Origin of the sequence: Burkholderia sp. THE68, assembly GCF_009938265.1 — a bacterium.
In the GTDB taxonomy this organism is placed as follows: domain Bacteria; phylum Pseudomonadota; class Gammaproteobacteria; order Burkholderiales; family Burkholderiaceae; genus Caballeronia.
On sequence record NZ_AP022316.1, the window covers coordinates 901,756 to 924,240 of the forward strand.

The 22,485-nt window shown below is 64.4% G+C and carries 22 protein-coding genes and 3 riboswitches; of the genes, 12 read left to right on the top strand and 10 right to left on the bottom strand.

Annotated elements, in window-relative coordinates; genetic code table 11:
- Window positions 1–6 precede the first annotated feature (6 nt).
- Window positions 7–1,218, bottom strand: a complete 1,212-nt coding sequence (gene cbiE, locus BTHE68_RS17750; RefSeq protein WP_162067605.1) for a precorrin-6y C5,15-methyltransferase (decarboxylating) subunit CbiE — start codon at window positions 1,216–1,218, stop codon at window positions 7–9.
- 73 nt (window positions 1,219–1,291) lie between these two features.
- Window positions 1,292–1,468, top strand: a riboswitch (cobalamin riboswitch).
- A 63-nt stretch (window positions 1,469–1,531) separates the two neighbouring features.
- Here cbiE and cobG point away from each other — a divergent pair.
- Genes cobG through cobJ form a run of 4 tightly spaced genes read left to right on the top strand, consistent with a single transcriptional unit; the run spans window position 1,532 to window position 5,784 of the window.
- Window positions 1,532–2,800, top strand: a complete 1,269-nt coding sequence (cobG, locus tag BTHE68_RS17755; RefSeq protein WP_162067606.1) for a precorrin-3B synthase — start codon at window positions 1,532–1,534, stop codon at window positions 2,798–2,800.
- A complete protein-coding gene (locus BTHE68_RS17760; RefSeq protein ID WP_162067607.1) occupies window positions 2,793–3,419 on the top strand; it encodes a precorrin-8X methylmutase in 627 nt (208 codons plus the stop codon). Before cobG ends, BTHE68_RS17760 begins: the two co-directional genes overlap by 8 nt.
- Complete coding sequence (locus BTHE68_RS17765; protein ID WP_162067608.1) at window positions 3,416–4,144, top strand: precorrin-2 C(20)-methyltransferase; 729 nt, start codon at window positions 3,416–3,418, stop codon at window positions 4,142–4,144. Before BTHE68_RS17760 ends, BTHE68_RS17765 begins: the two co-directional genes overlap by 4 nt.
- The gene (gene cobJ / locus BTHE68_RS17770) at window positions 4,132–5,784 is read left to right on the top strand and encodes a precorrin-3B C(17)-methyltransferase (RefSeq protein ID WP_162067609.1); all 1,653 of its coding nucleotides are present in this window, start codon (window positions 4,132–4,134) and stop codon (window positions 5,782–5,784) included. The genes BTHE68_RS17765 and cobJ overlap by 13 nt, the downstream gene beginning before the upstream one ends.
- 693 nt (window positions 5,785–6,477) lie before the next feature.
- Here cobJ and BTHE68_RS17775 read toward each other — a convergent pair.
- From BTHE68_RS17775 to cobW, 4 genes are all read right to left on the bottom strand, one after another.
- On the bottom strand, window positions 6,478–7,047 hold the full coding sequence (locus BTHE68_RS17775; RefSeq protein ID WP_162068243.1) for a vWA domain-containing protein: 570 nt from the start codon (window positions 7,045–7,047) through the stop codon (window positions 6,478–6,480).
- A gap of 119 nt (window positions 7,048–7,166) precedes the next feature.
- A complete protein-coding gene (locus tag BTHE68_RS17780; protein ID WP_162067610.1) occupies window positions 7,167–8,168 on the bottom strand; it encodes a magnesium chelatase ATPase subunit I in 1,002 nt (333 codons plus the stop codon).
- A complete protein-coding gene (gene cobN / locus BTHE68_RS17785) occupies window positions 8,165–11,941 on the bottom strand; it encodes a cobaltochelatase subunit CobN (RefSeq protein ID WP_162067611.1) in 3,777 nt (1,258 codons plus the stop codon). The genes BTHE68_RS17780 and cobN overlap by 4 nt, the downstream gene beginning before the upstream one ends.
- A 4-nt stretch (window positions 11,942–11,945) precedes the next feature.
- On the bottom strand, window positions 11,946–13,031 hold the full coding sequence (cobW, locus tag BTHE68_RS17790; protein ID WP_162067612.1) for a cobalamin biosynthesis protein CobW: 1,086 nt from the start codon (window positions 13,029–13,031) through the stop codon (window positions 11,946–11,948).
- Window positions 13,032–13,153: 122 nt separating this feature from the next.
- Window positions 13,154–13,411: riboswitch (cobalamin riboswitch) on the bottom strand.
- Window positions 13,412–13,513: 102 nt separating this feature from the next.
- On the opposite strand from cobW, the gene BTHE68_RS17795 reads away from it, so the two are divergent.
- The 4 genes from BTHE68_RS17795 (at window position 13,514) to BTHE68_RS17810 (ending at window position 16,961) form a co-directional block, all read left to right on the top strand.
- The gene (locus tag BTHE68_RS17795) at window positions 13,514–13,915 is read left to right on the top strand and encodes a cobalamin biosynthesis protein (RefSeq protein WP_162067613.1); all 402 of its coding nucleotides are present in this window, start codon (window positions 13,514–13,516) and stop codon (window positions 13,913–13,915) included.
- Window positions 13,916–14,815: 900 nt separating this feature from the next.
- Complete coding sequence (cobO, locus tag BTHE68_RS17800; protein ID WP_162067614.1) at window positions 14,816–15,418, top strand: cob(I)yrinic acid a,c-diamide adenosyltransferase; 603 nt, start codon at window positions 14,816–14,818, stop codon at window positions 15,416–15,418.
- Between the two features lie 5 nt (window positions 15,419–15,423).
- Window positions 15,424–16,722: a cobyrinic acid a,c-diamide synthase CobB gene (locus BTHE68_RS17805; RefSeq protein WP_162067615.1), complete on the top strand. Its 1,299-nt coding sequence runs from the start codon at window positions 15,424–15,426 to the stop codon at window positions 16,720–16,722.
- Window positions 16,719–16,961, top strand: coding sequence for a DUF1289 domain-containing protein (locus BTHE68_RS17810; RefSeq protein WP_162067616.1), 243 nt, complete (start codon window positions 16,719–16,721; stop codon window positions 16,959–16,961). Before BTHE68_RS17805 ends, BTHE68_RS17810 begins: the two co-directional genes overlap by 4 nt.
- A 13-nt stretch (window positions 16,962–16,974) precedes the next feature.
- On the opposite strand, the gene BTHE68_RS17815 is transcribed toward BTHE68_RS17810, so the two are convergent.
- Both BTHE68_RS17815 and BTHE68_RS17820 read right to left on the bottom strand, forming a co-directional pair.
- Window positions 16,975–17,760, bottom strand: a complete 786-nt coding sequence (locus BTHE68_RS17815) for a CbtA family protein (RefSeq protein ID WP_162067617.1) — start codon at window positions 17,758–17,760, stop codon at window positions 16,975–16,977.
- 9 nt (window positions 17,761–17,769) lie between these two features.
- Window positions 17,770–18,003 (bottom strand): CbtB domain-containing protein, encoded by a 234-nt coding sequence (locus BTHE68_RS17820; RefSeq protein ID WP_162067618.1) that lies wholly within the window; start codon window positions 18,001–18,003, stop codon window positions 17,770–17,772.
- 29 nt (window positions 18,004–18,032) lie between these two features.
- Window positions 18,033–18,159: riboswitch (cobalamin riboswitch) on the bottom strand.
- 49 nt (window positions 18,160–18,208) lie between these two features.
- Between BTHE68_RS17820 and BTHE68_RS17825 the strand changes: the two genes are divergently transcribed.
- From BTHE68_RS17825 to hmuQ, 3 genes are all read left to right on the top strand, one after another.
- Window positions 18,209–18,760 (top strand): histidine phosphatase family protein, encoded by a 552-nt coding sequence (locus BTHE68_RS17825; RefSeq protein WP_162067619.1) that lies wholly within the window; start codon window positions 18,209–18,211, stop codon window positions 18,758–18,760.
- Window positions 18,761–18,839: 79 nt separating this feature from the next.
- On the top strand, window positions 18,840–19,211 hold the full coding sequence (locus tag BTHE68_RS17830) for a DUF1428 domain-containing protein (protein WP_162067620.1): 372 nt from the start codon (window positions 18,840–18,842) through the stop codon (window positions 19,209–19,211).
- A gap of 44 nt (window positions 19,212–19,255) precedes the next feature.
- Window positions 19,256–19,570 carry a heme-degrading protein HmuQ gene (gene hmuQ / locus BTHE68_RS17835; RefSeq protein ID WP_106853142.1) on the top strand — a complete coding sequence of 105 codons (315 nt, stop codon included), beginning with the start codon at window positions 19,256–19,258 and terminating at the stop codon, window positions 19,568–19,570.
- Between the two features lie 97 nt (window positions 19,571–19,667).
- Here hmuQ and BTHE68_RS17840 read toward each other — a convergent pair whose 3' ends face one another.
- Both BTHE68_RS17840 and lhpI read right to left on the bottom strand, forming a co-directional pair.
- Window positions 19,668–20,072, bottom strand: coding sequence for a hypothetical protein (locus tag BTHE68_RS17840; protein ID WP_232077947.1), 405 nt, complete (start codon window positions 20,070–20,072; stop codon window positions 19,668–19,670).
- Window positions 20,073–20,095: 23 nt separating this feature from the next.
- Window positions 20,096–21,034 (bottom strand): bifunctional Delta(1)-pyrroline-2-carboxylate/Delta(1)-piperideine-2-carboxylate reductase, encoded by a 939-nt coding sequence (gene lhpI, locus BTHE68_RS17845; protein WP_162067621.1) that lies wholly within the window; start codon window positions 21,032–21,034, stop codon window positions 20,096–20,098.
- A 217-nt stretch (window positions 21,035–21,251) separates the two neighbouring features.
- Here lhpI and ppk2 point away from each other — a divergent pair, with 217 nt between their 5' ends.
- A complete protein-coding gene (ppk2, locus tag BTHE68_RS17850) occupies window positions 21,252–22,148 on the top strand; it encodes a polyphosphate kinase 2 (RefSeq protein WP_162067622.1) in 897 nt (298 codons plus the stop codon).
- A 24-nt stretch (window positions 22,149–22,172) separates the two neighbouring features.
- Here the strand turns inward: ppk2 and BTHE68_RS17855 are convergent, their stop codons facing one another.
- The gene (locus BTHE68_RS17855; protein WP_061174942.1) at window positions 22,173–22,397 is read right to left on the bottom strand and encodes a hypothetical protein; all 225 of its coding nucleotides are present in this window, start codon (window positions 22,395–22,397) and stop codon (window positions 22,173–22,175) included.
- Between the last annotated feature and the right edge of the window lie 88 nt (window positions 22,398–22,485).

Sequence of the window (22,485 nt, forward strand, 5' to 3'; positions counted from 1 at the left end):
GACGCATCATGGTTTGCTGGCGTGCAGAAGCGTGATCGGCAGCGCCTGCCGCCACGTATCGAAACTGCCGAGCGGCTCCGCCTGCGCGATGCCGATGCGCGTCAGCTCGCCGCCATGTCGCGCGCGCCATTCGACGAGCGCCGCTTCGCTTTGCAGCGTCACAGCATTGGCGACGAGGCGGCCGCCCTGACGCAGACGCGTCCAGCAGGCATCGAGCACGCCCGGCACGGTCAGTCCCCCGCCGATGAACACGGCATCCGGCGCGGGCAGGCCGTCGAGCGCGGCGGGCGCTTCGCCTTTCACGAGTTGCAGCGCGGGCACGCCGAGCGCATCGCGGTTGGATTCGATGAGACGCTGCCGGCTCTCGTTCGCTTCGATCGCGATTGCGCGGCACGCGCCATGCGCGCGCATCCATTCGATGCCGATCGAGCCGCAGCCCGCGCCCACGTCCCACAGCAATTCGCCCGGCTGCGGCGCGAGATGCGCGAGCGTCACGGCGCGCACGTCGCGCTTCGTGAGCTGGCCGTCGTGACGATAGGCGTCATCGGGCAAACCGGGCGTGAGCGGCGGACCGGCGTGGCCCGCATGCGTGCGGCAATCGATCGCGACGAGATTGAGCGCGGCGACGAGCGGCTCGCGCCAGTCGTCGGCGCGCTCGTCGATGCGGCGTTCGTGGTCGCCGCCCAGATGCTCGAACACGGTCATGCGGCTCGCGCCGAAGCCGTGCGCGGTCAAGAGCGCGGCGACGGCGGCGGGCGTGGTGCCGTCGGCGCTCAGCACGAGCAGGCGCACGCCGCGATGCAGACTCGCGAGCAGCGACGCGACGGGCCGCCCGACCAGCGACACGCACACCGCGTCCTGCAACGCCCAGCGCAGACGCGCCGCCGCCAGCGACAGCGACGACGGCGCGGGAATCACGCGCATTTCGCCATTGGCGACTTCACGCGCGAGCGTTGCGCCGACGCCGAAGCACATCGGATCGCCGCTCGCGAGCACGCATATGCGCGTCTTGCCGTCGCCGCGCCCGGCGAGCACGGCATCGATCGAAAAGGGCTTCGGCCACGGCACGCGGCGCGCGGCGATGCGCAAGGGCAGCAGCGCGAGATGGCGTTCGCCGCCGTGGATCGATTGCGCCTCGAGCAGCGCGCGGCGCGCCAGCCGGGAAAGGCCGTGCCAGCCGTCTTCGCCGATCCCCACCACGGTCAGCCAGGTCGACATGCGCCGCCTCCTTGCGATTCGAATCGCGCTTCGGGCTTGTGCCCTGAAGCGCCTGGATGGTCGATAAAAGCGGGCATAATACAGGTCCGTCGGTGCCCGTTGGGGCCTAAGAGGGAACACAGCAAAACTGTGGCTGCCCCCGCAATTGTACGCAGCGAGTCCGCGCTCCACTGCCACTGGTTTTTACCGGGAAGGCCGGCGCGAATGAAGACCTGCCAGCCAAGAGACCTGCCGACTCATCGCTTCGCGCGACGCCGACCGGGCGGGGTGTACCGGTTCGCTCATCACGCGCGAAGCCCAACGGGTCCCGCTTTTGACTTCAATCGACCGCCCGTCGCTCAACGCCGCCCCGCGCGCTTCGGCGTGTCCGGGCCTGACGCGCATCGTGCCCGCGCGCGATGGCGGCCTCGCGCGTCTGCGTCTCCCGGGCGGCGCACTGAGCGCGCACGCGGCGCGGGCCGTCGCGCGTGCGGCGCGTGCCTGCGGCTCGGGCGTGATCGAAGTGACCAATCGCGCGAACCTGCAACTGCGCGGCATCCGCGACGACGCCCACGCCGCGCTGATCGACATTGCGCTCGACGCGGGCCTCGGCCCGTCGACCGCGAGCGCCGACGACCTCCGCAACGTGATGCTGAGTCCGCTCGCGAGCGACGCCACGCGCGCACTCGCCGCGAACATCATCGACGCGATGCAGGCCGATGCCTCGTTGCACGCGCTGTCGCCCAAGTTCGCGCTGCAACTCGATGCCGGCGAGCGTCTCGCGATGCTCGATCATCCCCACGATCTCTGGTTCTCCGCATTCGACGACGGCGCGCGCTTCGCCTTCGGTTTCGCGGGAACGATGTCGCAGTGCGCGCTCGGCGCGGTGCCGCGCGCGAATCTGGTGACGTTCGCTGTGCGCGCGCTGCACAGGTTTCTCGCGCTCGCCACGCCTGAAGAACATCGTATGCGTGATCTGCTCGCGCGTGTCGGCGTCGCGCAATTTCTCGAAGGATTCGATTTCGACGCGGACGTGCAGACCTGGCGACGGGCCCCCGCCGATGCATCGCTGCGGCTCGGCGCGCACGCGGAACCGCATCGCGAGACGTGGTACGCGGGCGCGCAGACGCCGCTCGGACGCCTCGACGCGCGCACGCTCGCAGCCCTCGCCGATCTCGCCGACACGCGTGCCGAAGGCCTTCTGACGATGACGCCGTGGCAAAGCGTTCTGCTGCCGGGCATCGCGCAGAGCGACACGCACGAAGTGCTTCAAACCTTGCGCGCGCTCGGGCTCGCCACCGACCCGCGCGATCCGCTCGCGCGCCTGATCGCGTGCGCGGGCTCCGAGGGCTGCGCGAAAAGCCACGCCGACACCAAAGCCGACGCGCATCGCCTCGCCCCGCTGCTGCCCGCGCACAACGAAACGCCGGTGCATCTGAGCGGCTGCGAGCGTTCGTGCGCGGCGGCGCATCCGGTCCCGGTGACGCTCTATGCGGTCGCGCCGGGACGCTATGACTTTCATCGCGACGGCCGCATCGTCGCGCGCAATCTGACTATCGAAGAGGCGGCCGCACGGCTCGCCCGGAGCCATGCCGATGCCTGACTACATCCGCGACGGCGCGGAGATTTATCGCCAGTCGTTCGCGACGATCCGCGCCGAAGCCGACCTCGCCGCCATTCCTGCCGATCTGGAAAAGCTCGCGGTACGCCTGATCCATGCGTGCGGCATGGTCGATATCGTGAGCGATCTGCGCTTTTCTCCCGGCGCGGGCGACGCGGGCCGACGCGCGCTCGCAGCCGGCGCGCCGGTTCTGTGCGACGCGCGTATGGTCGCCGAGGGCATCACGCGCGCGCGGCTTCCCGCCGACAACCGCATCGTCTGCACGTTGAGCGACCCGTCGATTCCAGAGCGCGCCCGCGCGATGGGCAACACGCGCTCGGCCGCCGCGCTCGAACTGTGGCGGCCGGATCTCGAAGGCGCGATCGTCGCAATCGGCAATGCGCCGACCGCGCTCTTTCATCTGCTCGACATGCTCGATGCCGGGGCGCCGAAGCCCGCGCTCGTTCTGGGCTTTCCGGTCGGCTTCATTGGCGCGGCGGAATCCAAGGCAATGCTCGCCGCCGATAGCCGCGGCGTGCCCTTCGTCGCCCTGCTCGGCCGTCGCGGCGGCAGCGCGATGGCGGCAGCAGCGGTGAACGCGCTTGCTTCGGAGGCCGAATGATGAGCGGACGTCTTTTTGGACTTGGCGTCGGTCCTGGCGATCCGGAACTCATCACCGTGAAGGCGTTGCGCCTGCTGAAGGCGGCGCCCGTGGTCGCGTATTTCGTCGCGAAGGGCAAGAAAGGCAACGCGTTCGGCATCATCGAATCGCATCTCGACGATACCCAGACGCGCCTGCCGCTCGTCTATCCGGTGACGACCGAGGCGCTGGAGCCGCCGCTCTGCTACGAGACGATCATCAGCGCGTTCTACGACGAGGCCGCGCTCACGATCTCCGCTCATCTCGAAGCCGGCCGCGATGTCGCGGTGATCTGCGAAGGCGATCCGTTCTTCTATGGCTCGTACATGTATCTGCACGATCGGCTCGCCGGTCGCTTCGATGCGCAGGTCGTGCCCGGCGTGTGCTCGATGCTCGGCGGCGTCGCGGTATTGGGCGTGCCGCTCGTGTATCGCAATCAGAGCCTGTCGGTGCTGTCGGGCGTGTTGCCGGAAGACGATCTGAAGCGTCGTCTCGAAGCGGCGGATGCGGCTGTCATCATGAAACTCGGACGCAACTTCGAGAAGGTGCGGCGCGTGCTCGGCGAGCTCGGACTCGATGAGCGCGCGCTGTATGTCGAGCGCGCGACGATGGCCAATCAGCGCATCGTGCCGCTCGATGACGTCGATCCGATGGCGTCGCCGTATTTTTCGCTGCTCGTCGTGCCGGGGAAGAAATGGCGCGCATGATCGCTTCCACGCCGCTGGCGATCGTCGTGCTGGGTGCGGGCGCGCTCGTGACCGCGCGGCGCATCCAGGCGCGCTTTCCGGAATCGCGCGTGCATGGACTCGCGAGCCGCGTGAGCGCGGACATCGCTTATGACGATTTCGGCGCGCATGTGCGCGAGCTGTATGCAGCGGGAACGCCTGTCGTCGCGTTGTGCTCCGCGGGCATCGTGATTCGCGCACTCGCGCCGTGTCTCGCCGACAAAGGCGCCGAGCCGCCTGTGCTCGCCATCGCACAGGATGGCAGCGCGGTGGTGCCGTTGCTCGGCGGCATGCGCGGCGTGAATGGACTGGCGCGCGAGATCGGCGCCGCGCTCGACGTCGCGCCCGCGATCACGACCAGCGGCGAACTGCGCTTCGGGCAATGTCTGCTCGCGCCGCCGGAAGGTTATGCGCTCGCGGATATCGAGCAAGGCAAGCGCTTCGTGTCCGACTTGCTCGCGGGCGAGACGACGCGCGTCGAAGGCCACGCGCCCTGGCTCGATGATGCCGCGCTGCCTCGCGCCGACGATGCGCGTCGCACGGTGCGCGTCACGCCGTTTGCCGCAAGCGATGCGGATAGTCTCGTGATTCATCCGCGTTGCGTGCTGGCGTGGATCAACGATGTTTCGCGCGATGACGACATCGTGGAACGCGTGCGTCGCGCATTGCGCGATCGGGGTCTCGCGCCGCTCGCGCTCGCGGCGTTGTGCGCGCCCGTGCGTGACATGGCATCGCAATCGCTTGCCGATGCCGCTCACGCACTCGATGTGCCGCTGCGCTTTTGCGATGCCGCGCCGTTCGATGTGAGCGATGCGCGCGAAATCGGCTTGCAGGTGCAAGATGCGCCCATCGATGCACAATCGATAGGCCGCGCGCGCGGCACGCTGACGGTGATCGGACTCGGCCCCGGCAGCGCCGCACTGATGACGCCCGCCGCGAAAGATGCGCTTGCCGCCGCGCAAGACGTGCTCGGCTATGAGACCTACGTTCGCATGGCCGGCCCGTTTCGCGACGATCAGCGCGTGCATATCACCGACAACCGCGAGGAATTGCAGCGTGCGCGTCACGCGTTCGAACTGGCGAGCGAAGGACGGCGTGTGGTCGTGGTGTCATCGGGCGATCCGGGCGTGTTCGCGATGGCGGCTGCCGTGCTCGAAGCGCTCGACGAAGGACGCGCTGCGTATCCCGCGTGGAGCGCGGTGAAACTTGCGATCGTGCCGGGGGTGTCGGCATCGCTTGCGACGGCTGCGCGCGCGGGTGCGCCGTTGGGTCATGATTTTTGCGTGATGTCGTTGTCGGATAACTTGAAGCCTTGGAGCGTGATCGAGAAACGCATCGCGCATGCGGGTGAAGCCGATCTCGTGATGGCGTTCTATAACCCGCTGTCGAAGGCGCGGCCGTGGCAGTTTGATCGTGCGATTGAAATCGTGAGGCGGTATCGTGGCGTGGGGACGCCTGTCGTGCTTGGAAGAGATATCGGGCGGCCGGCTGAAGCGCTGCGTGTCGTTACGCTGGGCGAATTGAAAAGCGAACTCGTCGATATGCGGACGATGGTGATCGTGGGGTCGTCGACCACGCGGGTGGTGGGGGATTGGGTTTATACGCCGCGGTGGTATGCGTAAGGCTATTTCTTTGTGATTCAATTCAGAGAGTCTTATTCGCCGGATCCCGTTTTCGTGTCGGTCTATTGGCGTTGCCCCTGTGCGGGGCGGCACCTACTTTCTTTGCTGCTGCAAAGAAAGTAGGCAAAGAAAGCAGCTCGAGACGCCCGCGGTCATACGCAATTTGGCCACTATTCTCGTTGTTCGTGGCCTCTGTAGCGAGTGCCCTCGTAGGCCTAACCGGGCTTGGACCGCGCACGGTCTGACTAGCTAGTTGTTTTAAGCGCGCTGGTTCAGCACGAAATAGCTTCGGCACAGCGCTGCGCGCTGCCGTGGGGTATGCAAGGGAAACCGACGAGAAAGTAGAAACGCAGAAGCACACGCAGACCCGATTGACCCATCGGCCGCGAAGCGGGCAGGAGCTATTTCGTGCTGAACCAGTTTGTTCCGTGGTGCGATGTGACAGACCGTGCGCGGTCCAAGCCCGGTTAGGCCTACGAGGGCACTCGCTACAGACGCCACGAGCGAGGAGAAAGATACCCAAATTGCGTATGACCGCGGGCGTCTCGAGCTGCTTTCTTTGGTTACTTTCTTTGCAGCAGCAAAGAAAGTGACTGCCGCCCCGCACAGGGGCAGTGCTAATAGACCGACACGAATACGGGATCCGGCGACAGAACCAAGCCCGCGAACTGCCACTCGCAAGGCAAAAACACTCTACCGCCCCATGTCTCCAATCAATTCCCCGACGACGCAATACTCCGCATCCCAACGACGCGCCAACTCGCTACATCGCCCCACACGCACCAACCCCTCTTCAAAATCCACAACGACGATCTCATCCGCCGATCCCGGCGCCGCCGGTCGTTCATTCGTGCGCCCATCGGTCAGCACCCAAAGCCTGCGCCGCTGCGACGGCCTGCGCCTGGCCGCGCGCTCGAGCACCGTCGCCGCACTCGCCAGCCCGAGCGCGAGCGGCGTGCCGCCGCCACCGGCGATCGGCGCAACCCAGCGCTCATTGAACCAATGCGCCGCGCCCGGCTGCCGACGCACATGCGCACGCCCGCCGCCGAAACACACGAGCGCGATTTCAGCACGCTCGCGATAAGCCCGATCGAATAACGCGACGAGCATGCCTTTCGCGCGCGCGAGCCGTTCGCCCGCGAGCATCGAACCGGAGCAATCGAGCAGAAAGCAATGCAGCACCGCGCCTTCGCCCTGCGTGCGTCGATAGCGCAGATGCTCACTATCCAAGCGTGCAGAACGCTTCGCGCGCAAGGTCGCCAGCCAGTCGATGGACGCGCTGCGTTCCCCATCGCGCGTAGCGAAACGGCCTTTCGTACGCGCTTCGTTCCATCGAAGGCGATGCCCCACGTTGATGGCATCCGCGTCGCGCCTTCGATGGTTCAGGCTTTTTTTGCGGGCAACGGCCTCACTTGCTTGATCTTCGCGGTTCCAGTCGGCTCCGGCGGCACATAACCCCAGTCCGAATCGCCCGAACCTGTATCGCGCTGCGTCGATTCACGCGCGGCCGGCTCACGCGCAGGCGCTTCACCTTCAACCTCTCGCCGCCGATGCTTCAACACCGCATCCGCGACACGCTCGACATGCGTCACGACCACCTTCGATGCGCCTTCGAACGCAGCCAGCGCCCGCGCCGCGCGCAACATCACAATGTCCGCACGCAAACCATCCACGTGCGCCTCGATGCAAAGCTCGCTCACGCGCGCATGAACCGCATCGTCGAAATCGAATGACGGTAGCGCCGCACGCGCCGCATGAATGCGCGCGCTAAGCGACGTCTGCTTGCTTGCATGCAGCGCGCGGAATGCATCGGAATCCGTATCGAATGCGAGACGCGCCTTCACGATGCGCTGTCGCACACTCGCATCGAAGGAATTGCTCATCTCAACAGCGAGCCCGAAGCGATCGAGCAATTGCGGACGCAACTCGCCCTCTTCCGGATTCATCGTGCCGATCAGCACGAACCGCGCGTCATGCCGATGCGAAATGCCATCGCGCTCGATGATGTTCACGCCGCTCGCCGCGACATCGAGCAGTTGATCCACGAGCGGATTCGGCAGCAGATTGACCTCGTCGACATACAGCACGCCCAGATGCGCTTTCGCGAGCAAGCCCGGCGAAAACTGCACGCCGCCATCGCGCAACGCGCTTTGAATGTCGAGCGTGCCGATCAACTGCTCCTCGCTCGCGCCGAGCGGCAAGGTCACGAGCCGCCCTTCAGGCAACAACTCCGCGAGCGCGCGCGCAGCCGTCGATTTCGCCGTGCCGCGCGGCCCGCTGACGAGCACGCCGCCTAACGCGGGATCCACCGCCGCAAGAAGCAAAGCCTGTTGCAGCGGCTCCTGATCCACGAGCGCGGTAAAGGGAAAAGTGAGTGGATTCAATGTTGTCGGCCTTCGATGCGCTGTTCGATATCGAGCAGATGCCGTTCGACCTGCTCGCGATAATCGGCAGGCTCCTGCCACAAGCCGCGCTGCATCGCTTCGAGCAGGCGTTCGCAGATCGATTGCAGCGCGTGGGGATTGTGTTGCGCAATGAACGCGCGCGTGTCCTCATCGTTCACATAGGCATCGGTGACGAGCGCGTATTGATGATCCGACACGACGCGCGCGGTGGCGTCATAGCCGAACAGATAATCGACAGTCGCGGCAAGCTCGGACGCGCCCTTGTAGCCGTGACGCTTCACGCCGTCGATCCACTTCGGATTGACGACGCGCGAACGCACCACGCGCGCGATCTCTTCATTCAATGTGCGTACGCGCGGCGCGGCGGGATTGCTGTGATCCGCGTTATAAGCCTGTGGCTGCACGCCGGACAGATAGCGCACGGCCGCGACCATGCCGCCCTGAAACTGATGATAGTCGTTCGAATCGAGCAGATCGTGTTCGCGGTTGTCCTGATTCTGCAGCACGACATCGAGCGTCGATAGCCGCATGCCGAAGCTCGCGCGCGCTTCGACGCCATCGCCGGTTTGCGAATACGCGTAGCCGCCCGTGCTTTGATACGCGGCGGAGAGATCCGCATCGGTGTGCCATTGCTTCGCGTCGATCAGCTCCTGCAGGCCCGCGCCGTATGCGCCGGGCTTCGTGCTGAACACGCGCCAGCCCGCGCGACGCCGCGCTTCCTTCGTATCGATGCCGCGCGCGATGAGTTCGTCGCGTTCGCGCAGGATGCGAGCGCGGATCGGGTTGACGTCGGCGGGTTCGTCGTCGAGTTCGGCGACCGCTTGCACGGCCGCATCGAAAAGATGAATCAGATTGGCGAATGCGTCGCGGAAGAAGCCCGACACGCGCAATGTCACGTCGATGCGCGGCCTGTTGAAGATGGCGATCGGCAGAATCTCGAAGTCGGTCACGCGATGACTGCCCGCGGCCCACTTCGGCCGCACGCCGATCAGCGCGAAGGCTTGCGCGATATCGTCGCCGCCCGTACGCATCGTTGCCGTGCCCCACACGGACAGACCGATCGCGCGCGGAAAATCGCCGTGATCCTGCACGTGACGTTCGACCAGCGCATTCGCCGACTTGAGGCCGAGCGACCACGCCGCCTGCGTCGGCAAGGCACGCGTATCGACGGAATAGAAGTTGCGGCCCGTGGGCAACACGTCGGGCCGACCGCGCGACGGCGATCCGCTCGGACCCGGCGGCACGAAACGTCCTTCCAGACCGCGCTTCAGTTGCAAAAGCTCTTGCGGACCACACGCATCGAGCCGCGCGAGCACGTCGCCACGCAGGCGTTCGAGCACGAGCGATGCGTGCGGACCGGGCGCGACGGCATCGTCGTCCGACAGGAGTTGCATCGCGAACCATTCGATGCGCTCGCGCGTGTCGCCGTGATGACGCCATGGCGCATCGCTTGTTTCGACGAGCGCGCGCGGACGCGGTCCGTGCCACGGCGCAGCCCAGTCGGCATCGAGCGGATCGAAATCGGCGGGCAATTGCAGATCGCGCGCGATCGCCGTGATGAGGCTCTCGTTGCTGCCCTGCCCGTCGCCGACTGGAAAGCGGCCGAGCGCGAGCAGCGTGTCGCGACGCTGCACGCCTTGCGGCGAGACGCCGAACACATGCAGGCCGTCGCGAATCTGCGCTTCCTTCAGTTCGCAGAGGTAGGCATCGGCGCGCGTGAGCAACGCATCTTCACCGACGCTATCGCGCGGCGCATCGAGCCCGAGCTCCTCATGCAACCTGTTCTCGACGATGTTTTGAAGGATCGACTTGCGCAACAGCTTCGCGCGGCGCGCATCGACCATCAATGCTTCGTAGTATTCGTCGACCTGGCGCTCCAGATCCTGCAAGGGCCCGTAGTTTTCGGCGCGCGTGAGCGGCGGCATCAGATGATCGATGATCACCGCCTGCGCGCGACGCTTCGCCTGGCTGCCCTCGCCCGGATCGTTCACGATGAACGGATAGAGATGCGGCATCGGTCCGAGGATCGCGTCTGGCCAGCATGACGACGATAGCGCGACGCTCTTGCCCGGCAGCCATTCGAGATTGCCGTGCTTGCCGACATGCACGAGCGCATCCATCTGAAAGCGTAGACGCAGCCAGAAATAGAACGCGAGATAAGAATGCGGCGGCACGAGTTCGGCGTCGTGATAGCTCGCGTAATCGTTGCGTGCGCGCGAGCGCGAGGGCTGAATGCCGACGAATACCTCACCGCAGCGATAGCCCGCGATCATGAAGCGGCCGCGTCTGATGGTCGGATCGTCTTCGGGCGCGCCCCAGGTCGTTTCCAGCGCGGCGCGCGCATCGGCGGGCAGTGAGCGATACGCATCGAGATACTCGTCGAGCGAAAGACTCTGCAACGCGGGGCGCAAGTCGCGCACGACCGGATCGTTGGTCACGCCTTCGGTGAGCGCCGCAATGAGCGCATCGCCATGCACCGGAATCTCGCCCACGCGATAACCCTCGCGCGCGAGCATCGACAGAATGCCGATTGCCGATGCGGGCGTATCGAGACCCACGCCATTGCCGATGCGCCCTTCGCTCGCCGGATAGTTCGCGAGCACGAGCGCGATACGTTTGTGTGCGTTCGGCGTGTGGCGCAGCCTGCACCATCGGCGGCTCAGTTCGGCGACGAAGCGCACGCGCTCCGCATCGGCCTGATAGCGCACGACATCCACCTGCGTGTGCTTGCAGTAATACGCGAGCCCCTTGAAGCTCACCGCGCGCGTGATGATGCGGCCGTCGACTTCAGGAAGCGCGACATGCATCGCGACATCGCGCGAGTTCAGGCCGTGATTGTCCTTTTGCCAGTCGTCGCGATTGCCGCCGCTCAGAATGACTTGCAGCACGGGCGCATCGCCTGCGACTTCGAATGCATCGTCTTCGCCGATCACGCTCGCGGCGAACGCGGTCGTGTTCAATACGAGCGATGCGCGATGCTCCGCGCACAAACGCTCGACCACTTCACGGCTCACGCTTTCCTTCAGCGACGAAATCGCGATGGGCAGCGGATTCATGCCTTCCTGTTCGAGCGCTTCGATCAGCGCATCGAACACGGCGGTATTGCCCGACTGCAAATGCGCGCGATAAAACAGAATCGCGGTGACCGGCGCGCCTTCGGTCCAGCGCGCCTGCCAGTCCTCGATGGCCGCGATATCGCGTTCGGGATGATAGATCGCGACCGCGGGCAACGGGCTCGGGCGTTGCGGTTCGCGCCCGAAACCGAATGCGGCATACGCGATCGAACGCAGGAATTCTTCCGCGTTGCGCGCGCCGCCTTCGCGCAGATAGCGCGACAACTCACGGCAGAACGCCGCGTCCGCCGTGCTTTTCGCGGTCAGATTCGGGTCTTCCGCGAGATCGCCCGAGAACATCACGAGCATCTGCTTGCGCTCTTTCGCGAGCGCAACGATCCGCTCGATACCATAAGGCCAGTACGATTCGCCGCCGAGATGATCGACGATGACGACCTTCGCGTGACGCAATACATCGTCGACGTAGAAATCGACCGATGCGGGCTGACGCAGAAACGATTGATTCGCGAGCCGCACTTCGGGAAAGCCCGCTTCCAGGCGCGGAAATACGCTCGCGAGCAACGCGAGCGTGGTGTCGGCGGAACTGAGCACGACGATCGGCGCGCGCGTCTGCTCGATCCGCATCACGCCTTGCGTATCGTCGACGAAGCCTCCCGGCGTGGTGCGAAGCAGATGCATCGCGTCAGACCTGCGCCGGCGTGCCCGCGAGCGCGGCATCGAACGCGCGCTGCAATGCATCGCGTTCGAGGTCTTCGCCGATCAGCACGAAACGGCTTTGCGTCTTCGCTTCGCCGGCTTCCCAGCGGCGATCGAAATAGCTGTCGAAACGTCGTCCGACGCCCTGCACGACGAGCCGCATCGCAGCGCCCGGCAGCGCCGCGAAGCCCTTCACGCGATAGATCGTGTGATGCTCGACGAGCGCATGCAAGGCGGCGATCGCCTGTTCGCGCGATTCGACCTCGCCATGCACGACGATCGAATCGAACTCGTCATGGTGATGATCGGCGTGGCCTTCATCGTCGGGCGCGCCGTGATGATCGTGCCGCAGATGAATGGTCTCTTCCGATGCCGCTTCGAGCCCGAGCAGCGTATGCACATCGAGCTTGCCCATCTGCGCGGGCACGATCTTCACTTCGGGCGGAATCTCCGGACGCACGAGCGCTTCGACCTTTCGCAGCGCTGCATCATCCATGAGATCGGTCTTGTTGACGATGACGAGATCCGCCGACGCAAGCTGATCCTCGAACAATTCGTGCAGCGGCGATTCGTGATCGAGATTCGGATCAGCCTTGCGTTGCGCATCGACGGCAACGGGATTCGCCGCGAACTGGCCGCTTGCTGCAGCGGGACCATCGACGACGGTCACGACCGCATCGACGGTAAAGGCGTTCTTGATCGACGGCCAGTTGAACGCCTGCACGAGCGGCTTCGGCAACGCGAGTCCGGACGTTTCGATCAGCACGTGATCGATGCTGTCGCGCCGCTCGACGAGCTGCTCCATCACCGGATAGAACTCTTCCTGCACGGTGCAGCAGAGGCAACCGTTGGCGAGTTCGTACAGATTGCGGTCTTTCGAGCCGGCTTCATCGTCGCAGCCGATGCCGCAGCCCTTGAGGATTTCCCCGTCGATGCCGAGTTCGCCGAACTCGTTGACGATCACCGCGATGCGCTTTCCTTGCGCGTTGGACAGGATATGGCGCATCAGCGTGGTCTTGCCGCTGCCGAGAAAACCGGTCACGACGGTAACGGGGATCTTGCGGGTTTGCATCGTAGCTCCGTGGCTTTTCAGGTGCGTGCGCTTCGTGTCGCGCGATGCGTGGCAACGCTGCTGGACAAAAAGGAAACACACGCTTCGATGGATCACGGACCGCGCCGCATCCCCGCGGCAGCGATCCTTCTGAAAGTCTGGCCGGTATCCGGGCTGACGACCACGCCGCTTCGCCTTCCCGCGCGTTACACGCGCAGTGGCCTCGAAGCCGGCTCCCCATACATGCGATGAAAACATCGCACATACCGGGGCATCGCTTACCGTTGCGGGGGCAGCGCAGGTTGACGTCCGTTCGATCGGCGGAATGGAACGCGCCCTGCTTCCCGTTTAACTGCGCGCGAGAGAATCCGCGCGCGAGCACCAAAAACTGCGTGAAAGTCTAGGCCCGGCGGCTACGAGCGTCAAGAATGGAAGGGCCGCGCGCGCGACGTGCTGTGTTAATGTTGGCGCGCTTTTTTAAATTTCACACGCTTCGGATCGACATGGAATCCGTTATCGCGCGACTCGCGGTGGGAATTGGATGCAGGCGCGGCGTCAGCGCGGATGCGATCGAACACGCCGTGCGGATGGCGCTCGGTACGCATGCGTTCGGCGATATCGCGATCGTCGCGAGCATCGACGCGAAGCGGGAAGAAGCGGGTTTGCTCGCGTTCTGCGAGCGTCATGGTTTGCCGTTGTGTTTCTATCGCGCCGATGAAATTGCGCAGGCGCCTCGCACGGTGATTTCGCAACACGCGGAGAAGCATCTGAACGTGGACGGCGTATGCGAGCCATGCGCGCTGCTCGCGGGCAACGCGCGCACGCTCATCGTGCCAAAGACGATCGGTTGTGGCGTAACCGTCGCGATCGCACTGGCGCGCGAGTCCTGCGCGGGCGCGACTTGACGGTCGTGCGGGGGGCGTCCTTGCCGGCCGCCGGTTTGGCGACGACGGATATCAGCTTGTCGCGGCACAGCCAGGCGAGAATCGCCAGCGCTACGAGTTCCAGATATAGGTAGATCGCGTCCATTTCCTTGCTCCCGATGTCGGTGGTTGCTTCATTGCCTGACTGCTTGTTGGCATGATGCACTCCGTCTGTTAGCGCAGAATTAACGCGTGGATGGGCTCGCTTGCTGGAAAAGATTCATAGGCTTTTGCCGGATCCCGTTATCATGTCGGTCTATTGGCGTTGCCCCTGTGCGGGGCGGCAGTCACTTTCTTTGCTGCTGCAAAGAAAGTAACCAAAGAAAGCAGCCTGATACGCCCGCGGTCACACGCAATTTGGGTGTTCTTCTCGTTGTTCGTGGGCTCTGTAGCGAGTGCCCTCGTAGGCCTGACCGGGCTTGGACCGCGCACGGTCTGACGAGCTAGTACCCAAAAGACGCTGGTTCAGCACGAAACAGTTCCGGCACAGCGCTACGCGCTGCCGTTGGGTATACAAGGGAAACCGACGAGAAAAGAGAAACGCAGAAGCACACGCAGACCCGATGCACCCATCGGCCGCGAAGCGGGCCGGAGCCATTTGGTGCTGAACCAGTCGCGCACGCGGCGCGATGTGTCAGACCGTGCGCGGTCCACGCCCGATCAGGCCTACGAGGGCACTCGCTACAGACGCCACGAGCGAGGAGAAGGATACCCAAATTGCGTATGACCGCGGGCGTCTCAAGCTGTTTCTTTGGTTACTTTCTTTGCAGCAGCAAAGAAAGTGACTGCCGCCCCGCACAGGGGCAACGCTAATAGACCAACACCAATACGGGATCCGGCGACAAAACCCACCGCCCAAGCCCCATCCCCCTCGGAGTTCACGTGAAAACCGATACCGAATCGCATCTGCGCATGACCCAGCGCCGCAAGGAAGGCCACGAAAAGAAACAGGCCGCCGCCGACCACGAGAAAGGCTTGCTGATCGTGAATACCGGCAACGGCAAGGGCAAGACCACAGCCGCCTTCGGCATGGCCGTCCGCGTCCTCGGCCACGGCATGAAACTCGGCGTCGTGCAGTTCATCAAAGGCGCATTGCATACGTCGGAACGCGATTTCCTCGGCGCGATCGCGCATTGCGATTTCATCACGATGGGCGACGGCTACACCTGGAACACGCAGAACCGCGAAGCTGATATCGCCACCGCGCGCAAAGGCTGGAACGAGGCGCGGCGCATGATCGAAAGCGGCGAGTATCAGATGGTCGTGCTCGACGAACTGAACACCGTGCTCAAGTATGAATATCTGCCGCTCGACGAAGTGCTCGACGTGCTGAAGGCAAGGCCCGCGATGCTGCATGTCGTCGTGACGGGACGCCACGCTCCCGATGCGCTCGTCGAGCTCGCCGATCTCGTCACCGAGATGCGCCTCGTGAAGCATCCGTATCGCGAGCAGGGCGTGAAGGCACAACGCGGCGTGGAATTCTAAGCGCGATGCCGGACTGCCCCGCTCTTTTCATCGGCGCGAGTGCGTCGCATCAAGGCAAGACCACGGTGACGGCCGCGCTCGCGCGCTATCACACGCGACGTGGCCTGAAGGTGCGCGTCTTCAAGACAGGTCCGGATTTTCTCGATCCGATGATCCTCGAACGCGCATGCGGCGCGCCCGTCTATTCGCTGCATCTGTCGATGGTCGGGCTCGACGCGTGCCGCGCATTGCTCGCGCACGCGGCGCGCGAGGCGGACCTCATTCTCATCGAAGGCGTGATGGGTCTGTTCGACGGCACGCCGAGCAGCGCCGATCTCGCCGCCGCGTTCAACGTGCCCGTGCTCGCGGTGATCGGCGCGCACGGCATGGCGCAAACCTTCGGCGCCATCGCGTTCGGGCTCGCGCGCTATCGCGCGGACGTGCCGTTTCATGGCGTGCTCGCGAATCGCGTCGCGTCGGCGCGTCATGCGCAAATGCTGTCGGAGACGATTCCCGAGGGCTTGCGCTATTGCGGCCATCTGTCGAATGCCGACGATATCGCATTGCCCGAACGTCATCTCGGTCTCACGCAGCCCGAAGAAGTCGCGGGCCTCGACGCGCGGCTCGAACGCGCCGCCGACGCCATCGCGCAAACCGCGCTCGCCGATCTGCCACCGCCGGTTCATTTCGACGATGCCACGCTTCCCGCACCGCCGCGTCTGCTCGAAGGCCTGCATATCGCGATGGCGCGCGACGCCGCGTTTTCCTTCGTCTATCCGGCGAATGTGGATCTGCTCGTCGCGATGGGTGCGCGCATCAGCACGTTCTCGCCGCTCGCCGACGAACCCGCGCCCGCCGATGCCAATGCGCTCTATCTTCCCGGCGGCTATCCCGAGCTGCATGCCGCCGCGCTCGCCGCGCATTCGCGCACGCGCGCTTCCATCGATGAACACGTCGCGCAAGCAAAACCGGTCGTCGCGGAATGCGGCGGCATGCTGTATCTGCTCGACACGCTGACTGACATCGAAGGCACCCGGCACGCGATGCTCGGCATTCTGCCCGGCGACGCCGCGATGCAACGCAAGCTGTCGCGCCTCGCGATGCAATGTATCGACACGACGCACGGCCCGATGACGGGCCACACGTTCCACTACTCGACCTTGCAGACGCCGATGCAGCCCACGCTTCAGGCAACGCACGCGACCACCGGCACATCGGGCGAAGCGCTTTATCGACACGGCCCGGTCACGGCCACCTACATGCACGCATACTGGCCGTCGAATCCGGCCGCAGCCGCCGCGCTCTTTCGCGGTGAATCACTATGACGACCACGCCAGACATTCGCACGCCGCTCGACCTCGCATTCACGATCGAACGCGCCAAAACTCAGCAACCAGTCGGCTCGCCCTGCACCGACGTCTGCAAGCTCGATGCCAATAACGGGCTGTGCCTCGGCTGCTTTCGAAGCCGCGAAGAGATCAAGACCTTCCGCGCGATGGATGACGCCGCGAAACTCGCCTTATTCGACGAACTGCTTGCGCGGCGTGCGGCGATAACGAAATAGGCAACGCGGCCGTTCAAGCCGCGGCCATGCGCCTGACTGCCGGCCGTTCCAGTTCCCGCGCCGCGAGCGCGCCGAACACGAGACCGAGCGCGGCCCAGATCAGCGCCTGAATCCCGATCGCGGCGAGCCGGAAATTCCACAAGAGCGATGCGGAGAATTCGGCCGGGACTTCATCAATACGGGGCAACGCGACCTGCGCCACCACGATCACGACGAGATACGCCGCCGCGCCGATGAGCGTCGCGTTCCAGCCGCCATGCCGCGCCTGCATGCGCCGCTGGAGCCGCACGGCAAACACAGCCGCCGCGATCGAAATGGCCACCATGCCGAAGAAGAGCGCCGTGCGCGGCCCGATGGTCTCGGGATTGCCCACTGCCGGCGGATTCGGCGGGTACTTGAGAAACGGCACGATGGCCACGCTCACGAAGCCGAACAACGCCAGCAGCGCCGACGTGCCGCGCGCATGCAGCGCGCCGAGCCGTCCATAAGCGAACGCGAACACGAGCGAAAAAAGACCGCCCAGCGCGGTGCCAAATACGGCAACGCCGGTCAGCAGACCAAGGCCCGCTTGGGTATCGCGTGAGACGAGTTCTTCGTCGCCGTGATCGTGCGAATGCGCTGCTGTAGCCGATGCATCGGCATGGTCATGTTCATGCGGCGCCTGCGCATGCTCATGCTGCTCCTCGAACGCGATCGCGCGCGCCACCGACGGCTCGCCGAACGCACGCGCGAAACCGAAGCCGATCAGGCCCGCGACCAATCCCGCGATCATGCCGCGTATCAGCAAAGTGCGAATCATGACGGGACCTCAGTGGCACGGAAAGCCGAGCAGATGCCGGCCGTCGTGAACGAATTCGTGGACGTAGGTGCCCGAGAAAATCGACGTCGCGCCCTGCTCGGCCCCGACGAAATAGATGGCGATCAACAGAATCAGGCCGATGAATACGGCCCAGGGCAGCACTTCGCGCACCGGAATGGGCACGGGTACGTCGAGCGACGGGGAAACCGGAGCGGAAAAGGCCGGCGCGTTGGAAGCATTCATTTTGGTTCTCCAGGGAAAAGCGCGTCCCGATTGATGAAGAGCGTGCAGCGGGGTCTGACTCGCGGCACAGCGCCTTTCGACACACGAACCGCATACAGTGGCGCGACCGTGCCGGGTTTGCACCGGCTTCCTCGCACTGCAAGCTTGCCATTCTATGACGATTGACGGCAAAGTAAAACGATCTCATCCCGCCGGTCCCGCTCCCTTGGAACTCATCCTCCTGTGCCACGCCGCCACGCGCGCGATGAAAACCGGCCGCTTTCCCACCGGCGACGAACCCGCCGAGCACGAAGGGCGCGCTGTGCTCGCGTCGTTGCGCGCGAATGGCCAGACGCGCGTGATCGCGAGCCCCGCACGCGTGACGCGCGAGACGGCAGGATGGATCGCGAATGCGTTCGAGATCGTGCCCGCGTTCGACGACCTCGACTATGGCCGCTGGCGTGGGCTGTCCATCCGCGAGACGGGCGAGCGCGAGCCGGAGCATGTCGCAGCGTGGCTCGCGGACCCGCTCGCGCGTCCGCACGGCGGCGAGAGCGTCGGCATGCTGGCGATTCGCGTCGCGCAGGGGCTCGCCTTCATCGACCGCCTGAATGCGCGCGAGCGCTGCATCGTCGTCACGCATGCGATCGTCGTGAAAGTGGCGCTGGCGCATGTGCTCGGCACGCCGCTCGCGTCCGTCTACGGAATGGACCTCGCGCCGCTTTCGTCCACCGTGCTCAAACGCGCGTCGCCCGGAGATGCCTGGACGCTCGCCTGAACTTCGTTCCTTACAAAACGCTCAAACGAGCAGCGCATCGCATGCGCGGCCCTTTCCCGAACCGATTCAGGAGACTCAGATGGCGCACTACGTGGATGGATTCGTCGTACCCGTGCCGATCGACAAGATCGACGCCTACCGCGCGATGGCCGAAGCCGCCGGCAAGATCTGGCTGGAGCACGGCGCGCTGCAGTTCGTGGAGACCCTCGCCGACGACGTGAAGCCGGGCAAGGTCACATCGTTTCCGCAGAGCGTGCAGTTGAAGGACGGCGAGACTGTCGTGTTCTCGTATATCGTCTACGCATCGCGTGAAGAGCGCGACCGCGTCAACGCGAAGGTGATGGAAGACGCGCGCCTCAAGACGATGATGGAATCCGGCGACATGCCGTTCGACCCGCAGCGCATGTTTTTCGGCGGCTTCACGACGATCGTCGAACTCGGGCGCGGCTGATATCTTCTACTTTTGACCGCTTACGTTGAAGGAAACGCATCGACATGTATATCGCCATGAACCGCTTCAAGATCGTGCCCGGCGCCGAGGCCGATTTCGAACGCCTGTGGACCAGCCGCGACACGCATCTCAAGGACGTACCGGGATTCGTCGAGTTTCATCTGCTCAAAGGGCCCGCGAAAGACGATCACGTTCTCTATTCGAGCCATACGATCTGGGCAAATCAGGCAGCCTTCGAGGACTGGACGCGCTCGGACGCGTTTCGCGCGGCGCATCGCAACGCCGGCGGCGAAACGCGCCAGCTTTATCTCGGCCACCCGGAGTTCGAAGGATTCGAGGTGATTCAGACTGTCAAATAGGCGAGTAAGGCGCGCGTTTCGAACGAATGCGCGCTTTCGGCGGCACGCGCGTTTTACACTCGTGTGAAAAAACGCGCCTCGTCCGATATGTTTTTGATTACGCCTTCGCACCACGCGCCATGCGCTGCAAGGTGGATGAATCGATCGCGGCGGCGCAGATACGGACCGCTTCTTTCAGCGTGCGCGGCCGGCCTTCGCCGAATTGCGATTCGAGCATGGCCACGGCGCGCACGCGCTCGTCACTTCCAAGCTTCTCGCCGGTGGCAAGCTCCAGTACGGAAATGAAGTAGGCCGCTGGCGGTGAGGCGCTTCCCTGGGAAGCCGCCTGGCGCTCCCCGCCCGCGCCTTCGCGCCCGTCTTCGCGCGCGGGAATCCACGGATGCCATTTGCTGTCGTATCGACTTTTCATGGGTTGGTTCACTGGCTCGGTTGCTGTGGCGCATTGCTGCGCCGTTTGTGCGGTGGGGCTTTGCGCCCGTCCATATTTGTAAACCTCCAGCAAGTACCGTTCCAAGCTCGATCACTCTACGCTGTCCCGCTTTCTTCCGACAAAACCGCGCGCGCCACGCGGCATGCCGCCAGATCCCACGCCGCGCAGCCGACCGATTTGAACATCACCGGACGCGCGGCATCGACGGTGCTCGACGATGTCGCGAGCGCTTCGGCCAGCGCATGCACCGCGCTCCAGTCGATGCCCGCGAGAATGAAATCGCCCGCTTCGTGCCGCGCACCGGCGGGATCGTCGACATAAAGCTCGCTCGCATGAACGGTCGCGGCGTCAATCTCGGCGGCATCGGCGGTGAAGGCGCCCACGCCGATCACGAGGCGGCCCGCGCGCGCGGGCATCGTGTAGACGGGCGTCTTGCTCGTGGTCGCGGCGATGACGACATCGATCGAATCGGGGATCGTGGCTTCGTCCAACGCGGCGAGATTGCCCGACGCCGACGCATGCGCCGCGCAAAATTCACGGGCGCGCCCCGGACGCGAGCCCTGCACACGAATGCGCGCTTCGGGATAAACCGCTGCGAGCGCTTCGACGTGATACGCCGCCTGCTTGCCCGTGCCGATCACGAGCACTTCGCGCGGCGCATCGGCATGAAGCGCGCGGATCGCGAGCATCGACACCGAGGCCGTGCGGCGACCCGTCACCGTCGGGCCGTCGAGCATGAACTGCGGCACGCCGGTCGCGGCATCGTAGGCGGTGACCTGGCCGTGGATCGTCGGCAGACCGCGCGCGCCGTTGCCAGCGCAGACGTTCACAAGCTTGTGCATCGCGAGATCGGCGGCACTCGCGGGCATCGAGAGCATGACGCCCCCCTCGATCGGCACCACCATGCGCTCGGGACTTACGATGCGGCCCGCCGCGTAATCGAGCATCGTCGCGGCGAGCGTGTCCACGAGCCGGTCGTACGGCACGAGGCGCGCGGTTTGGGCTTCGTCGAAACTCTGGATCGTTGCGGTCATCGGGTTCGCTCGCTGTGGGCGTTGAATGGAGGCTGGCAATGCCATCGGCATGCCATCGAAGTGCGGGAACATTCTAACGGTGCGCGACATCGCGTTACTACAATGCCCGAATCAGCCGCTGTCATATGAATGCCATCGAATATCGGCATAATCGGCGGTTCCGCGCCGCGACCGGTTTCGATCCGGCGGCCGCCCCAGAACGCCCACGGAGCCCTTCATGAACACGACGGACAAGCAGCGCCGTTTTCACGCCGATATCATCGACAGTTATGACGAAGAGTTCGAGATGGAGGTCGACGATCGCTTCCTGGACGGCGAATCGACCTTCTCGGAAGAAGAGCGGCAATTACGCAAGACCTATTTCCGCGAACTGTTCCGTCTGCAGGGCGAGCTCGTGAAGTTGCAGGACTGGGTCGTGCATACGGGGCATCGGCTCGTCGTGATCTTCGAGGGACGCGACGCCGCCGGCAAGGGCGGCGCGATCAAGCGCATCACGCAACGGCTGAATCCGCGTGTGTGCCGCGTGGCGGCCCTGCCCGCGCCGAACAACCGCGAACGCACGCAGTGGTATTTCCAGCGTTATGTGTCGCATTTGCCGGCGGCTGGCGAGATCGTGTTGTTCGATCGCAGCTGGTATAACCGCGCGGGCGTCGAACGTGTGATGAATTTCTGCACCGACGCCGAGTATGAAGAATTCTTTCGCTCGGTCCCCGAGTTCGAGAAGATGCTAGTGCGCAGCGGCGTCCAGATCATCAAGTACTGGTTCTCGATCACCGACGACGAACAGGAAGTGCGCTTCGAGGCGCGCATCGAAGATCCGCTCAAGCAATGGAAGTTGAGCCCGATGGACCTGGAAAGCCGCCGCCGATGGGAAGCGTACACGGCGGCGAAGGAAGTGATGCTTCAGCGCACGCACATCGCCGAAGCGCCATGGTGGGTCGTGCAGGCCGTCGACAAGAAGCGGGCGCGACTGAACTGCATTCATCATCTGCTGAGTCAGGTGCCGTATCACGAGATCGAACATCAGCAGATCGAGTTGCCGGCTCGTGTGTTCAACCCCGATTATCTGCGGCAGCCTGTGCCGGATGAGATGTACGTTCCCGAGATCTATTGAGCGTCGATATTGTCGCGGCTTGCGTCAGCAGCAGTTGCTGCAGGGAAGATGCTTCACTGTGGCATTGCTGCGCTGACGTGCCGTTGCAAGACGCAGCGCGAATTGATACGCGTGCTGCGAACCTCTCAGCATGATCACGAACATCACCTGCGCGAGATTGAAGTCGAGCGTGACCATCAGGCGCGTCAACAGTAGCAGTGGCAGCACCACCGCCGGCTGATACAGTTGTCTTGCAATCAAGTCTTTCATCTTCGGCTCCCTATCCCATAGTTAGAATTTTATGGATTTGGGGCTTGCGGATAAACGCTCCGTAGGTGAAGACATATGTTCCATTCGA

Bases quoted from the DNA above. Each gene is read 5' to 3' on its own strand.
- hmuQ (WP_106853142.1), top strand. From the start codon at position 19,256: ATGTATATCGCCATGAACCGCTTCAAGATCGTGCCCGGCGCCGAGGCC.
- BTHE68_RS17815 (WP_162067617.1), bottom strand. From the start codon at position 17,760: ATGATTCGCACTTTGCTGATACGCGGCATGATCGCGGGATTGGTCGCG.
- BTHE68_RS17820 (WP_162067618.1), bottom strand. From the start codon at position 18,003: ATGAATGCTTCCAACGCGCCGGCCTTTTCCGCTCCGGTTTCCCCGTCG.
- cobW (WP_162067612.1), bottom strand. From the start codon at position 13,031: ATGCAAACCCGCAAGATCCCCGTTACCGTCGTGACCGGTTTTCTCGGC.
- BTHE68_RS17795 (WP_162067613.1), top strand. From the start codon at position 13,514: ATGGAATCCGTTATCGCGCGACTCGCGGTGGGAATTGGATGCAGGCGC.
- BTHE68_RS17765 (WP_162067608.1), top strand. From the start codon at position 3,416: ATGATGAGCGGACGTCTTTTTGGACTTGGCGTCGGTCCTGGCGATCCG.
- BTHE68_RS17810 (WP_162067616.1), top strand. From the start codon at position 16,719: ATGACGACCACGCCAGACATTCGCACGCCGCTCGACCTCGCATTCACG.
- cbiE (WP_162067605.1), bottom strand. From the start codon at position 1,218: ATGTCGACCTGGCTGACCGTGGTGGGGATCGGCGAAGACGGCTGGCAC.
- ppk2 (WP_162067622.1), top strand. From the start codon at position 21,252: ATGAACACGACGGACAAGCAGCGCCGTTTTCACGCCGATATCATCGAC.
- lhpI (WP_162067621.1), bottom strand. From the start codon at position 21,034: ATGACCGCAACGATCCAGAGTTTCGACGAAGCCCAAACCGCGCGCCTC.
- BTHE68_RS17855 (WP_061174942.1), bottom strand. From the start codon at position 22,397: ATGAAAGACTTGATTGCAAGACAACTGTATCAGCCGGCGGTGGTGCTG.
- BTHE68_RS17805 (WP_162067615.1), top strand. From the start codon at position 15,424: ATGCCGGACTGCCCCGCTCTTTTCATCGGCGCGAGTGCGTCGCATCAA.
- BTHE68_RS17760 (WP_162067607.1), top strand. From the start codon at position 2,793: ATGCCTGACTACATCCGCGACGGCGCGGAGATTTATCGCCAGTCGTTC.
- cobN (WP_162067611.1), bottom strand. From the start codon at position 11,941: ATGCATCTGCTTCGCACCACGCCGGGAGGCTTCGTCGACGATACGCAA.
- BTHE68_RS17830 (WP_162067620.1), top strand. From the start codon at position 18,840: ATGGCGCACTACGTGGATGGATTCGTCGTACCCGTGCCGATCGACAAG.
- cobJ (WP_162067609.1), top strand. From the start codon at position 4,132: ATGGCGCGCATGATCGCTTCCACGCCGCTGGCGATCGTCGTGCTGGGT.